Raw genomic sequence first — 13,215 nt, 5'->3', positions numbered from 1 at the left:
GGTGACGCTCGCCGGCGACGCCGCCGTCACGGAAGCAGGTCCTTGGTGTCGGGTGCCGTCTTGATGAGCCCGTCCTGCACGGCGAGGTCCGCCAGGGTCTTCAGCGACGCCGCGTTGACCTGCGCGGGGTAGGTCGGCAGGGTGAGCGAGCCGGTCAGCGCCGGGTCGATCTTGGTGTACGTGCCCAGCACCTTCCGGACCTCGTCGGGATGGTCGCCGGAGTACTTCAGCGACTTCTGCATCGCCGCCGCGAACCGCTTCACCAGGTCGGGCTTGGCGCCGGCGGTCTGCTGCGAGGTGAAGTAGCCCGCGATGGTCAGGCCGGGAGCGGTGTCGACGTAGTTGGACGCGACCAGCCGCCCGCCGTTCTTCAGCGCCGTGGTGAGGAACGGCTCGACGACCTGGACGGCGTCGACGTTGCCCTTGTCCAGCGCGGCGAGCATGTCCGGGAACGCCAGCTCGGTGAACTTGACGGCCTTGCCGTCCCCTCCGGCGGCGCGGATCGAGGCGCGCACCGTGGTGTCGTTGATGTTGTTGAGGGTGTTGACCGCGACACGCTTGCCGGCGAGGTCCCCGGCCGACTTCAGCGGGCTGCCCGCCTTGACGACCACGCCGCCGAAGTCCTTGCCGCCGACCCCGGTCGAGCCCGCTCCGGGCGCGACGACCTTGAGCGGCAGGCCCTTGGAGCGGGCGAGGATCAGCGACGTGAAGTTGCTGAAGCCGAAGTCGACCTGGCCGCTGACGACGGCGGGCACGATCGCGGCGCCGCCCTGGGCGGTCACCAGTTCCAGCTTCAGCCCCTGCTCGGCGAAGAAGCCCTGCCGGTTCCCGAGGTAGATCGGGGCCACGTCGACGATCGGGATGACGCTGACCTTCACCGAGGTGGGGCCGTCGCCGGACGCGTCCGAGGAGCCCTGCCCTCCCCCGCACGCGGCGAGGAGCAGGACGGCGGAGGAGGAGGCGGCGGCCAGGGCCGCGCGGAGTCTGATCACGGTGCTCTCCAGGACGTCGGTCGGAGGGGTGAGAAGGGGAACTGCGCCGGTCGTCCCGCCGGTGGGTGGCGATGCCAGGAATCCACCGACACGATTGTCAACAATTTCTGCGGACAGAATCGTCGCCAAGATTGTTGACAATTTTGCTTGAGGCCTTGCACCATGCCAGGACCACGGGGAGGTTCGGTGGTGAAAGTGGATGAAAGGGGTTCGATGAGTACGGAGACCGGGTCCACCGCAGGTCCGCTGCTGGTCGTCAGCGCGCACGCCGGCGACTTCGTCTGGCGCGCGGCCGGCGCGATCGCGCTCGCCACCGAGCGCGGCGATCCGGCGAAGGTGGTGTGCCTGAGCTTCGGGGAACGCGGCGAGTCCGCCCGCGCCTGGCGCGAGGGCCGGGACCTCGACGAGATCAAGCTGCTCCGCCGCGCCGAGGCCGAGGCGGCGGCCGCCGAGCTGGGCGCGGAGATCGAGTTCCTGGACGCCGGCGACTACCCGCTGATCGAGTCGCCCGAGCTGGTCGACCGGCTCGTCCGCGTGTACCGCGACGTCGCGCCGGCCGTCGTGCTGACCCACCCGCTCGCCGACCCGTACAACGGCGACCACCCCGCCGCGGCCCGCATGGCTTTGCAGGCGCGGGTCCTGGCGCAGGCCGCCGGCTACGACGCGCCGGGCGAGCCGCTCGGCGCTCCCCCGGTGTTCTTCTTCGAGCCGCACCAGCCCGAGCAGTGCGACTTCAAGCCGAACGTCCTGCTCGACATCACGCCGGTCTTCGAACGTAAGCGGCGGGCGATGGAGCGCCTGCCCGCGCAGCGGCACATGTGGGACTACTACACCGACCTGGCCAGGCGGCGCGGCGTCCAGCTCAAGCGCAACGCGGGCCCCAACCTCGGCCTCGCGCACGCCACGATGGCCGAGGCGTACGTCCGGCTCTACCCGCAGACCACCGGGGTCCTGTCATGAGGACGGTGGTCGTGACGGGCCCGCCCCGCGCGGACGCCCGGCAGGTCGACGCCCTGGCAAGGCACGGGGTCGCCACCGTCCACGAGGCGATGGGCCGGACCGGCTACCTCGGCCCTCGGCTCCGTCCCGTCCACCTCGGCCACCGGGTCGCCGGCACGGCGGTGACGGTCCTGTCCTGGCCGGGCGACAACCTGATGATCCATGTCGCGGTCGAGCAGTGCCGGCCCGGCGACCTGCTGGTCGTCGCGACCACCTCGCCGTCGACCGACGGGATGTTCGGCGAGCTGTTCGCCACCGCGCTCCAGCACCGCGGCGTGCGCGGCCTGGTGATCGACGCGGGCGTCCGGGACGTCGCCGAGCTGGGCGCGATGGGCTTCCCCGTGTGGTCCGCCGCCGTCAGCGCGCAGGGCACGGTGAAGGCCACGCCCGGCGCGGTGAACGTCCCGGTGACCATCGGCGGGCAGGTCGTCCGGCCGGGCGACGCGATCCTCGCCGACGACGACGGCGTCCTGTGCGTTCCCCGCACCGGGCTCGCGGCTGCGGTCGAGGCGGCCGGGGCGCGCGCCGCCAAGGAGGAGGCGACGCGCGCGGCGTTCCGTGCGGGCGAGCTCGGGCTGGACCGGTACGGCCTGCGCGAGCGGCTGCCCGGCATGGGCATCGAGTACGTCCCCTACGACGAACGCGACGAGCCGTGAACGGCCGGACGCCCGACGGCGGCGTGCCCTGCATGCTGATGCGGGGCGGCACCTCGAAGGGCGCCTACTTCCTCGCCCCGGACCTGCCCGACGACCCGGCCGAACGTGACGACCTGCTGCTGCGGATCATGGGCACGCCCGACCCCCGGCAGATCGACGGTATCGGCGGCGCCCATCCGCTCACCAGCAAGGTCGCGGTGGTCTCCCCCTCGGAACGTCCCGGCGTCGACGTCGACTACCTGTTCCTCCAGCTCGGCGTGGACGAACCGACGGTCTCCGACCGGCAGAACTGCGGCAACCTGCTCGCCGGCGTCGGGCCGTTCGCCGTCGAGCGCGGCCTGGTGCGCGCGGGCCGCGACCGCACGAGCGTGCGCATCCGCATGGTCAACTCCGGCGGCGTCGCGACCGCGACCTTCCCCACGCCCGGCCGCGCCGCCGGCTACGGCGGGGCCACCGCGATCTCCGGCGTGCCCGGCACCGCCGCCCCGGTCGACCTGGCCTTCGAGGACACCGCGGGCTCGGCCACCGGCGCGCTCCTGCCGACCGGCAACGTCCGCGACGTCGTCGACGGCGTCGAGGTCACCTGCGTCGACAACGGGATGCCGGTCGTGGTCGCCGCCGCGGGCGACCTGGGCGTCACCGGCTACGAGTCCGTGCCCGGCCTCGCCGCCGACGAGCGGCTGCGCGAACGTGTCCAGTCGCTCCGCCTCCAGGCCGGCGCGCTCATGGGCCTCGGCGACGTCGCCGGCGCCTCGGTGCCGAAGACCACGCTCGTCGCCCCGCCGCGCGACGGCGGCCTGATCTGCACCCGGACGTTCATCCCGCTGCGCGTCCACGCCTCGATCGGCGTGCTCGGCGCGGTCAGCGTCGCCACCGCCGTGCTCATGGACGGCGCGGTCGGCCACGACCTCGCCCGGCTCCCCCCGCCGGGCGAGGCGATGGGCGTCGAGCATCCCGCCGGGCGGCTGGACGTCCGGGTCGAGTTCGACGGCACCTCGATCCGCACGGCCGGCGTCGTCCGCACGGCCCGCAAGCTCTTCGACGGCACGGTGTTCCCCCGTCCCGCCGGTGTTCCCCGTCCCGCAGACCCGCAAGGAGGCCCCGATGGCCCTCGCCCATGAGATCGCGCACGTCGGCCACGTCGAGCTGCTCACCCCGCGCCCCGAGGAGAGCCTGTGGTTCTTCACCGAGGTCATGGGGCTGACCGAGAACGGCACCGACGGCGACTCGGTCTACCTGCGCACGTGGGACGACTACGAGCACCACACGCTCAAGCTCACCGCGCACCGCACCTCCGGCATCCGCCGCACCGGCCTGCGCACGTCGGGCCAGGAGGCGCTCGACCGGCTGGTCGCATCGGTCGAGCGGGCCGGGCTCGGCGTCGGCTGGCGGGACGGCGACCCGGGCATCGGCCCCACCTACGTCTTCACCGACCCCGACGGGCACGAGCTGGAGATCTACTGGGAGAGCGAGTGGTACCAGGCGCCGCCGGAGCTGGCGCCGTCGCTGAAGAACCAGGCCCAGGCCTATCCCGCCCGGGGCGTCTGCGTCCGCCGCCTCGACCACGTCAACTTCCTCGGCGCCGAGGTGGAGCCGAACGTCGACTTCGTCACCGGCGTCCTGGGCGGGCACGTCACCGAGCGGATCAGGCTGGACGACGGCACGATCGCGGGCGGCTGGACGACGTTCACCAACAAGTCCTACGACCTGGTCTACACCCGCGACCGGACGGGCAGCCGCGGCCGCCTGCACCACATCGCGTTCGCCACCGACACCCGCGAGGACATCCTCCGCGCCGCCGACATCTTCCTGGACAAGGGCGTCTTCATCGAGACCGGCCCGCACAAGCACGCGATCCAGCAGACGTTCTTCCTCTACGTGTACGAACCCGGAGGCAACCGCGTCGAGCTGTGCAACCCGTGCGCGCGCCTCGTCCTGGCCCCCGACTGGAAGACCGTGACCTGGACCGAGGCCGAACGTGCCAAGGGGCAGGCCTGGGGCCTCCAGACGATCGAGTCGTTCCACACCCACGGCACTCCCCCGCTGGAGGACGCCTCCTCCGCCTGACCGAGCCCGGCGGGGACCTCCCCGGTGTGACCTTGACCACCCTCTGGAACGCGTGCTAAGCATGTGCTCAGCATTGCTGAGCAGGCGCCCAGCATGGGTTCGGATGGTCCGGGGAGGCCCCCGTGGACGGACTGAGAACGGCCGCCGCCCGATACGCCGGCACCCGCGTCGCGCGGGTGGAGGACCCGCGGCTGCTGACGGGTCACGGCACCTTCGTGGACGACGTGGTGCGGCCCGGCATGTTCCACGGCTGCTTCGTCCGCAGCCCGCTGGCCCGCGCGCGGATCGCGGGCATCGACCTGTCCGGGGCGCTGGCCGTCGAGGGCGTTCACGCGATCTTCGTCGCGGACGACCTCAACCCCGGCGTGCACGAGCAGTGGTACACCCTCATCGGCCGCGACGTCCCCGACACCCCGCGGCCGCCGCTCGCCGAGGGCGAGGTGCGGTTCGTCGGCGACCCGGTGGCCCTGGTGGTGGCCGCGGACCGTTACGTCGCCGAGGACGCCGCCGAGCTGGTCGCGGTCGACTACGAGCCGCTGCCGCCGGTCGTCGACTACGTCACCGCGCGGGAGTCGGACGAGCTGGTGCACGCCGCCTATCCGCGCAACGTCGCGGGCGATCTCGGTGGCGCTCCCCTGGCCGACCTCGCGCCCGTCTTCGAGGAGGCGGCGTGGGTGGTGCACGAGACCGTCTACCAGCAGGCGTACGCGCCGGTGCCCATGGAGACGCGCGGGATCGTGGCGGAGTGGTCGGCCGGCGAGCTGACGATCTGGGCGGCCACCCAGTCGCCGCACGAGGTGCGGCTGTTCTGCGCCCGCCTGCTGGGGCTGCCCGAGCACCGGGTCCGGGTCGTCATGCGCGACACCGGCGGCGGTTTCGGGCAGAAGGTCGTTCCGCAGCGCGAGGACATGTGCGTGATGCTCGCCGCGCCGAAGCTGCCGGGCGCTCTCAAGTGGATCGAGGACCGCCGCGAGAACCTCCAGGCGGCCGGGATGTCGCGGCACGAGCACGGCGAGGCGCGGCTCGCCTTCGACGCCGACGGAGCGCTCCTCGCCGCGGCGATCGACCACGTGCAGGACGTCGGCGCCTACCCGGTGCCCTGGCCGGTGGGCACGGCCGCCGCGGTCGGCATGTTGTTCCCCGGGCCCTACCGCGTTCCGGCGGGGACGTTCTCCACGACCTCGGTCTTCTCCAACACCGTCGGCCGCGCCGCCTACCGGGGGCCGTGGCAGTTCGAGTCGGTGGCCCGCGAGCTGCTCCTGGACACCGCCGCGCGCCGGATGGGGATGGACCCGGTGGAGCTGCGCCGCCGCAACCTGCTCCGGCGTGACGAGCTCCCGTACGTCAACCCCACCGGCATGCCCTACAGCGACGTCACCCCGCTGGAGACGTTCGAGCAGGCGCTCAAGATGCTGGACTACGACGCCTTCCGCGACGAGCAGCGGGCCGCGCGCGAGGAGGGGCGCCACCTCGGCGTGGGGACGTGCACGTACGTCGAGCCGACCACCGCCGCGATGCCGTTGTACGGGACCGAGGGCGCGACGATCCGCATCGAGCCGTCCGGCACGGTCAACGTGTACGTCTCGGGCGGCTCCAGCGGCAACAGCATCGAGACCACCGTCGTCCAGCTGACCGCCGACGCGCTCGGCGTGGACATCGCCGACGTCAGCACCATCCAGGGCGACACGGCGATCACCCCGTTCGGCGGCGGCTCGGGCGGCAGCCGGTCGGGCTCGATGACGGCGGGCGCCGTGGCCGAGACGGCGTCGGTGCTGCGCGAGCGGCTCGTGGCGATCGCCGCCCACCGGCTGGAGGCGGCCGTCGAGGACATCGAGCTGGGCGGCGGCCAGGCCCGCGTGCGCGGGGTCCCGTCGGTCGGCGTCGCGGTGTCGGAGCTGGCCGAGATCGCCTACTTCCACCCCGAGCAGCTGCCGCCGGGCGTGCCTCCCGGGCTGGAGGCCAGCGGCAGGTACCGCGCGGAGAGCCCGATCATCTGGGCGAACGCGACGCACGTGTGCACCTGCGAGGTGGACGTCGTGACGGGGCGGGTGACGTTGCTGCGCCACATCGTCAGCGAGGACTGCGGCCCGATGATCAACCCGAGCGTGGTGGAGGGCCAGATCGCGGGCGGCACCGTCCAGGGCATCGGCGGGGTCCTGTACGAGCACCTCGCCTACGACGCGGACGGCAATCCCATCACCTCGACGTTCATGGACTACCTGCTGCCCACCGCCTCCGAGGTGCCCGACATCGAGTACGGGCACATCGAGACGCTCGCGCCCGGGCCCGGCGGTTACAAGGGCGTCGGCGAGGGCGGCGCGATCGGGACGCCGCCCGCCGTGGCGAACGCGGTCGCCGACGCGCTCGCGCCGTTCGGGGTGGAGATCACGCGGCTGCCGCTGACGCCGGAGGCGATCGTCGCGCTCGTCGACGGCGGCGCCCGGACGGCGGTGCCCCGGTGAAGCCGGCGGCGTTCGACTACCACGCGCCCGGCGACGCCGACGAGGCCGTCGCGCTGCTGGCCGAGCTCGGCGACGAGGCCCGGCCCATCGCGGGCGGGCAGAGCCTGATGCCGATGCTCGCCCTGCGGCTGGCCCTCCCCGAGCACCTGGTCGACCTGGGCCGGGCGGAGGGTCTGCGCGGCATCGAGGAACGCGGCGACTCGGTGTGGATCGGCGCCACCACGACGCAGCGCACGATCGAACGTTCGGCCGCCGTGGCCCGCGCGGTCCCGCTGCTGGCCCGCGCCACCCCCCTGATCGGGCACTTCCAGATCCGCAACCGCGGCACGCTGGGCGGCTCGCTCGCCCACGCCGACGCCGCCGCGGAGTACCCGGCGGTGGCGGTGGCGCTGGACGCGCGGTTCGAGACGTTGTCGCCGCGCGGCGCGCGGACCGTGCCCGCCACCGAGTTCTCCACCGGCGTCTACAGCACCGACCTGGAGCCGGACGAGCTCCTCACCGGCGCGGTCTTCCCCGTGTGGAGCGGCCGGTGCGGCTTCGCGATCGAGGAGTTCACCCGGCGTTCGGGCGACTTCGCCGTCGCGGGCGCCGCCGTCGCCGTCGAGCTGGACGCCGGATCGTGCGTCTCGCGGTGCGGGATCGGCCTGTTCGGCCTCGGCTCGACGCCGCTGCGCGCCACGGCCGCCGAGGCCGCGGCGACGGGCTCCCCCAGTGGCGACGTCACGCCCGAGGACGTCGGCCGCACGGCGATGGCGGAGCTGGAGTCGGTTCCCGCCGACCTGCACGCGTCCGCCGGTTACCGCAGGCACATCGGCGCCGCCGTCGTGGCGCGCGCCTGGCACCGCGCCGTCCAGGAGGCCGCACATGCCTGACATCGAGATCCGGCTGACGGTGAACGACCGGGCGTGGCGCGCGACCGTGGCGCCCCGGCTCACGCTCGCCGACTTCCTGCGCGAACGGTGCGGGCTCACCGGCACGCACCTGGGCTGCGAGCACGGAGTGTGCGGCGCGTGCACGATCCTCGTGGACGGTGAGGCCGTCCGGGCCTGCCTGATGTTCGCCGTGCAGGCCGACGGCACGCGGATCACCACCGTCGAGGGCATCGCGGAACCGGGCGGCGACCTGTCCCCGATCCAGGCCGCCTTCCGCGATCACCACGGGCTCCAGTGCGGCTTCTGCACGCCCGGCCTCATCACCTCGGTCACCGCGTTCCTGCGGGACAACCCCGACCCCACCGACGACGAGATCAGGACCGGACTCTCCGGGAACCTGTGCCGCTGCACCGGTTACCAGGGGATCATCGCGGCCGTCCGCGCCGCCGCACGCACCCACCCTTCAGGAAAGAGGTAACGCGATGCCAGGACGAGTCGAGGGCAAGGTCGCCTTCATCACCGGTGCGGCCCGGGGCCAGGGCCGCTCCCACGCGGTGCGGCTGGCGCAGGAGGGCGCGGACATCATCGCCATCGACATCTGCAAGCAGCTCGACAGCGTGCCCATCCCGATGTCCACCCCCGACGACCTCGACGAGACCGTCGCCCTGGTCGAGGCCACGGGCCGCCGCATCGTCGCCGCGCAGGCCGACGTGCGCGACTACGAGTCGCTCAAGGCCGCGGTCGACGACGGGGTGTCCCGGTTCGGCCGCCTCGACATCGTCATCGCCAACGCCGGCCTCGCCGCCGACGGCGACGCCGTGGAGAAGATGGACGAGAACCTGTGGCGCGACTCGATCGACGTCAACCTGACCGGGGTCTGGCTCACCGGCAAGGCCTCGATCCCGCACGTCATCGAGGGCGGGCGCGGCGGCTCGATCGTGCTGACCAGCTCGGTCGGCGGCCTGAAGGCCCACCCGAACATCGCCAACTACGTCGCCGCCAAGCACGGCGTGGTCGGGCTGATGCGCAGCATGGCGGTGGAGCTGGCCCAGCACAACATCCGGGTCAACTCCATCCACCCCACGCAGGTCAACACCCCGATGCTGATGAACGACATGACCTATCGCATGTTCCGGCCGGACCTGGAGGAGCCGACCCAGGCGGACATGGCGCCGATCTCGCAGATGATGCAGGCGCTCCCGGTCCCGTGGGTCGAGCCGGAGGACATCAGCAACGCGGTGCTCTTCCTGGTGTCGGAGGAGAGCCGCTACATCACCGGCGTTCCGCTGCCGATCGACGCCGGGGCCATGATCAAGTAATGGCCTGACCGGGCGGCCGCCGGCACTCCCAGGTCTCCTTCTCAGGCGTCGCCTCTCGTTGAGAAAGGGCCCTGGATACCGCTTTCCCTCTCAGATACCGAAGAGTATCTTTGTATCTAGCTGGATTCTGAACGGGGACGACTCAGAAGGAGACCGTGCCGTGAGCGGACAGCCGGAACCGGACAAGGCCAAAGCGCCCGTCGTCACCGAAACGCTCGACACCGCCTCGCTGGAAGACCAGGCCCGCCCCCCGGGCAAGCCCGTCCGGATCTGGGCCGTCGTCGGCGGCGCGATCCTGATCCTCCAGCTCTACGTGTGGATCCGCTGGGCCACCGGGCCGCACTTCGAACGGGTGCCCACCGGGCCCAGCGATCCACCGACGCTGATGAAGGTCGTCCTCGTCACGTGGACCGCCGTGACCATGCTGGGCCTCCCGATCGGGATCTACTACTTCATCATCAGGCCCTGGCGGCGGGAACGGCGGATCACGCTCGACGGGATGCTCCTGGTGTCCTTCGGCCTGCTGTTCTTCCAGGACCCGCTGCTGAACTACTTCAACACCTGGTGCACCTACAACAGCTGGCTCTGGAACATGGGCTCCTGGACCCAGGACATCCCGGGCTGGCGGTCGTTCGGGGAACCCGGCGCGATGATGGCGGAACCGCTGCTGATGAACGCGCCGGGCTACTCCTACGGGGTCCTCCTGTGCACGATCCTCGGCTGCTGGGTCATGCGGAAGGTCAAGGCGCGCTGGCCCGGGATCAGCAACCTCGGCCTGATCGCGGTCGTGGCGGTCTGGACGTTCTTCTTCGACTTCGTCATGGAGGGCCTGTTCCTCATGCCGATGGGGCTGTTCACCTACCCCGGCGCGATCCAGTCCCTGTCGATCAACGCCGGCCACTACTACCAGTGGCCGATCTACGAAGGGCTCATGTGGGGCGGCGTCCAGGCCGGCCTGTGCGCGCTGCGCTACTTCACCGACGACCGCGGCCGCACCGTCGTGGAGCGCGGGCTGGAGCGCGTCCAGGGCGGTTTCGTGAAGCTCCAGGTCACCCGCTTCCTGGCGATCTTCGCGGCGTCCAGCGCGCTCTTCTTCGTCTTCTACAACGTGCCCGTCCAGTGGTTCGCCATGAACGCCGACCCCTGGCCCGAGGACATCCAGAAGCGCTCGTACTTCATGAGCGGCATCTGCGGCGACGGGACGGGCCGGCTGTGCCCCGACCCCGCCCTGCCGATTCCCGGCCCCGGCTCGGCCACCATCGGGCCGGACGGCGAGGTCGTCCCGCCGGACGGCCGGGACCTGCCGACGATCGTCCCGTTCGAGAAGGGCCGCTGATGCTGACCGATCGGACCACGACCGTCCACCCTGCCCCCTCCGCCGCGGAGGGTCCGTTCTACCGGGCGGTCGGCGACGAGACGGAGGTCTTCCGCGCGGCTGCGGGCGGAGGCCTGCCGGTACTGCTGAAGGGCCCGACCGGATGCGGCAAGACCCGCTTCGTGGAGGCCATGGCGCACGAGCTCGGCCGCGACCTGATCACGGTCGCGGGTCACGAGGACATGACGTCGGCGGACCTGGTCGGCCGGTTCCTGCTCAAGGGCGGGGAGACGGTCTGGGTGGACGGGCCGCTGACCCGGGCCGTGCGCGAGGGCGCCATCTGCTACCTGGACGAGGTGGTGGAGGCGCGCCAGGACACCGTCGTGGTCATCCATCCGCTCGCCGACCACCGCCGCGAGCTGGCCCTCGACCGGCTCGGCACGACGTTGCGGGCGGCGCCCGGATTCCAGCTGGTGATCTCCTACAACCCCGGCTACCAGAGCGTCCTGAAGAACATCAAGGAGTCGACCCGGCAGCGGTTCGTCGCCATCGAGCTCGGCTTCCCGCCCGCCGAGATCGAGACGCAGGTGGTCGCGCACGAGGCCGGGGTCGACGCCGGAACGGCGGAGGCCCTGGTCGGGCTCGGGAACGCCATCCGGAACCTGGACGGCTCGCCGCTGCGCGAGGTGTCCTCCACGCGGATGCTGATCCTCGCCGGCGCGCTCGTCGCGCAGGGGCTGGCCCTGCGCACGGCCGTCCAGTCGGCCGTCGTCCAGGTCCTCTCCGACGATCCGGACGTCGTCCGCGCCCTGGGCGAGCTCGCCGACGCCGTCCTCCCCCGGACATGACCGCATCCGACCCCGGCCGGTTCCGGCTCCTCGCCACGCTGGTCGCGGGCACGTCCCTCGACGTCGCCGAGGCGCCGGACGGCGAGCCCGCTCACACGAACGGCCGGGTCGTCTTCGTGTCGGCCGGCGGTTCCGCCGACCGGCAACGCCGCGAGACGCTGGTCCAGAGCGCCCTGCTCGGTGCGGGGAGCCTGGACCGGCGCTGGACCAGGGCCCTCTGGGCACGGCCCTCGGTGGCGCGCCGCTACCTGGCGCTCGAAGGCCACCGGGTGCTCGCCGAGCTCGCCGTGCGGTTGCCCCTCGCGGCCGCGCTCCGCCCGGACGGGGAGCCGAGGAGCACGACCGCCGGCGAGTCGCTTGGCCTGGCCAGGGGCCGGGCGAAGGTCACCGACCCGCCGGACTGGTTCGGCGCCATCAGGCCCTCCCGGCTGATGGCGCCCCCCGCCGGTCCGGGCGCTCGGGCCACCGACAAGGAGCTGCGGCTGGAGTTCGACCCCATCGACCTGCCCGAGGCCGAGGACGACGGCGACCAGGAAGGGTCCGGGCCGAGCAGCATCCTCAAGCTGTTCGAGAATCCGCTGTTCACCTCGCGGACGCTCGCGGACTACTTCCGCAAGCTGCTCGGCGGCTCGCGGGCGACCTCGGGGGACGGCGCCGCCGGCACGGAGGCGCGGGTCCGCTCCGTGCGCCGGACCTACCGGGTCGGCGAACACGCGCGGCTGCTCCCCACCCCCATCCGTTTCACCGACGACGGCAGGCCCGGCGCCGCCATCGGCGTGGGCGGCGCGCTCCACCCCGAGTGGGACGTGCACCACGGCCGGTACCGGCCCGAGTGGTGCCGGGTCATCGACTTCCCGCTGACCGCCGCCGCCGACGTTACCGCCGCCGGCGTCCCGCACGACGACGTGCTCCGGCGGCGCCTGTCGAGGGTCGGCCTCGGCCCCAGGGTGCTGCGCGGCCGTCCCGACGGCGACGAGATCGACATCGAGGCGCTCATCGACCTGTTCGTGGACGTGCGCTCGGGCCACTCGCCGCCCGAGAACATCTACCTCGACCGGCGGAACCTCGCCCGCAACCTCGGCGTCCTCATCCTGCTCGACGCCTCCGGATCGGCCACCGACGCCGACCCGGACGGCCTCGCCGTCCACGACCACCAGCGGCGGGCCGCCGCGACGCTGGCCGCCACCCTCGAAGAGCTCGGCGACCGCGTGGCCGTCTACGCGTTCCGGTCGCAGGGCCGGCACGCCGTGCATCTGCCGGCGGTCAAGACGTTCGGGCAGCGGTTCGACGCGCTCGGGCGGGCCCGCCTCAACCGGCTCCAGCCGTCCGGCTACACGCGCCTCGGCGCCGGCATCCGCGGCGCGGGCGAGATCCTCAAATCCGAGGCCGGCACGCCGCATCGGCTGCTGCTCGTCCTTTCGGACGGGTTTCCCTATGACGACGGCTACGAAGGCCGTTACGCCGAAGCCGACGTTTTCAAGGCCCTCGAAGAACTCCGCGCGGACGGCGTCGCCTGCCTCTGCCTTTCCATCGGCGCCGCCACCACGGGCGACGCGCTGGAACGGGTCTTCGGGTCCGCCGGCTACGCCGGCGCCCCGGCCCTTTCCGATCTGAGCCCGCGCATGGACGAGCTGTTCCTGTCCTCGCTGCGGCAGCTCTCCGCGCCGCGACCGCGGCGGGGATGA

General features: G+C 72.5%; 12 protein-coding genes. 11 read left to right on the top strand and 1 reads right to left on the bottom strand.

Annotated elements, in window-relative coordinates:
* Positions 1-26: 26 nt before the first annotated feature.
* The gene (locus ABZ810_RS23665; protein WP_358406462.1) at positions 27-992 is read right to left on the bottom strand and encodes an ABC transporter substrate-binding protein; all 966 of its coding nucleotides are present in this window, start codon (positions 990-992) and stop codon (positions 27-29) included.
* Between the two features lie 213 nt (positions 993-1,205).
* Between ABZ810_RS23665 and ABZ810_RS23660 the strand changes: the two genes are divergently transcribed.
* The 11 genes from ABZ810_RS23660 (at position 1,206) to ABZ810_RS23610 (ending at position 13,215) form a co-directional block, all read left to right on the top strand.
* Positions 1,206-1,952 carry a PIG-L deacetylase family protein gene (locus tag ABZ810_RS23660; protein WP_358406460.1) on the top strand — a complete coding sequence of 249 codons (747 nt, stop codon included), beginning with the start codon at positions 1,206-1,208 and terminating at the stop codon, positions 1,950-1,952.
* Positions 1,949-2,647: a 4-carboxy-4-hydroxy-2-oxoadipate aldolase/oxaloacetate decarboxylase gene (locus ABZ810_RS23655; RefSeq protein ID WP_358406458.1), complete on the top strand. Its 699-nt coding sequence runs from the start codon at positions 1,949-1,951 to the stop codon at positions 2,645-2,647. The genes ABZ810_RS23660 and ABZ810_RS23655 overlap by 4 nt, the downstream gene beginning before the upstream one ends.
* Positions 2,644-3,768, top strand: coding sequence for a 4-oxalomesaconate tautomerase (locus ABZ810_RS23650; RefSeq protein WP_358406456.1), 1,125 nt, complete (start codon positions 2,644-2,646; stop codon positions 3,766-3,768). The genes ABZ810_RS23655 and ABZ810_RS23650 overlap by 4 nt, the downstream gene beginning before the upstream one ends.
* Positions 3,752-4,714 carry a catechol 2,3-dioxygenase gene (locus ABZ810_RS23645; protein ID WP_358406455.1) on the top strand — a complete coding sequence of 321 codons (963 nt, stop codon included), beginning with the start codon at positions 3,752-3,754 and terminating at the stop codon, positions 4,712-4,714. The genes ABZ810_RS23650 and ABZ810_RS23645 overlap by 17 nt, the downstream gene beginning before the upstream one ends.
* A 122-nt stretch (positions 4,715-4,836) precedes the next feature.
* On the top strand, positions 4,837-7,176 hold the full coding sequence (locus tag ABZ810_RS23640; protein ID WP_358406452.1) for a xanthine dehydrogenase family protein molybdopterin-binding subunit: 2,340 nt from the start codon (positions 4,837-4,839) through the stop codon (positions 7,174-7,176).
* Complete coding sequence (locus tag ABZ810_RS23635) at positions 7,173-8,048, top strand: FAD binding domain-containing protein (protein ID WP_358406449.1); 876 nt, start codon at positions 7,173-7,175, stop codon at positions 8,046-8,048. Before ABZ810_RS23640 ends, ABZ810_RS23635 begins: the two co-directional genes overlap by 4 nt.
* Positions 8,041-8,526 (top strand): (2Fe-2S)-binding protein, encoded by a 486-nt coding sequence (locus ABZ810_RS23630; RefSeq protein WP_358406448.1) that lies wholly within the window; start codon positions 8,041-8,043, stop codon positions 8,524-8,526. Before ABZ810_RS23635 ends, ABZ810_RS23630 begins: the two co-directional genes overlap by 8 nt.
* Positions 8,527-8,530: 4 nt before the next feature.
* Positions 8,531-9,367, top strand: a complete 837-nt coding sequence (locus ABZ810_RS23625; RefSeq protein WP_358406445.1) for a mycofactocin-coupled SDR family oxidoreductase — start codon at positions 8,531-8,533, stop codon at positions 9,365-9,367.
* Positions 9,368-9,527: 160 nt separating this feature from the next.
* Positions 9,528-10,703 carry a spirocyclase AveC family protein gene (locus tag ABZ810_RS23620; RefSeq protein WP_358406443.1) on the top strand — a complete coding sequence of 392 codons (1,176 nt, stop codon included), beginning with the start codon at positions 9,528-9,530 and terminating at the stop codon, positions 10,701-10,703.
* Complete coding sequence (locus tag ABZ810_RS23615; protein WP_358406440.1) at positions 10,703-11,530, top strand: CbbQ/NirQ/NorQ/GpvN family protein; 828 nt, start codon at positions 10,703-10,705, stop codon at positions 11,528-11,530. Before ABZ810_RS23620 ends, ABZ810_RS23615 begins: the two co-directional genes overlap by 1 nt.
* Positions 11,527-13,215 (top strand): VWA domain-containing protein, encoded by a 1,689-nt coding sequence (locus ABZ810_RS23610; protein WP_358406438.1) that lies wholly within the window; start codon positions 11,527-11,529, stop codon positions 13,213-13,215. Before ABZ810_RS23615 ends, ABZ810_RS23610 begins: the two co-directional genes overlap by 4 nt.

It is taken from the genome of Spirillospora sp. NPDC047279, from assembly GCF_040643285.1.
Lineage (GTDB): Bacteria > Actinomycetota > Actinomycetes > Streptosporangiales > Streptosporangiaceae > Spirillospora.
Note: the sequence above shows the minus strand (reverse complement) of the source record. Positions and strands in the feature narration are given on the sequence as shown.

Bases quoted from the DNA above. Each gene is read 5' to 3' on its own strand.
- ABZ810_RS23660 (WP_358406460.1), top strand. From the start codon at position 1,206: ATGAGTACGGAGACCGGGTCCACCGCAGGTCCGCTGCTGGTCGTCAGC.
- ABZ810_RS23655 (WP_358406458.1), top strand. From the start codon at position 1,949: ATGAGGACGGTGGTCGTGACGGGCCCGCCCCGCGCGGACGCCCGGCAG.
- ABZ810_RS23645 (WP_358406455.1), top strand. From the start codon at position 3,752: ATGGCCCTCGCCCATGAGATCGCGCACGTCGGCCACGTCGAGCTGCTC.
- ABZ810_RS23630 (WP_358406448.1), top strand. From the start codon at position 8,041: ATGCCTGACATCGAGATCCGGCTGACGGTGAACGACCGGGCGTGGCGC.
- ABZ810_RS23625 (WP_358406445.1), top strand. From the start codon at position 8,531: ATGCCAGGACGAGTCGAGGGCAAGGTCGCCTTCATCACCGGTGCGGCC.
- ABZ810_RS23615 (WP_358406440.1), top strand. From the start codon at position 10,703: ATGCTGACCGATCGGACCACGACCGTCCACCCTGCCCCCTCCGCCGCG.
- ABZ810_RS23610 (WP_358406438.1), top strand. From the start codon at position 11,527: ATGACCGCATCCGACCCCGGCCGGTTCCGGCTCCTCGCCACGCTGGTC.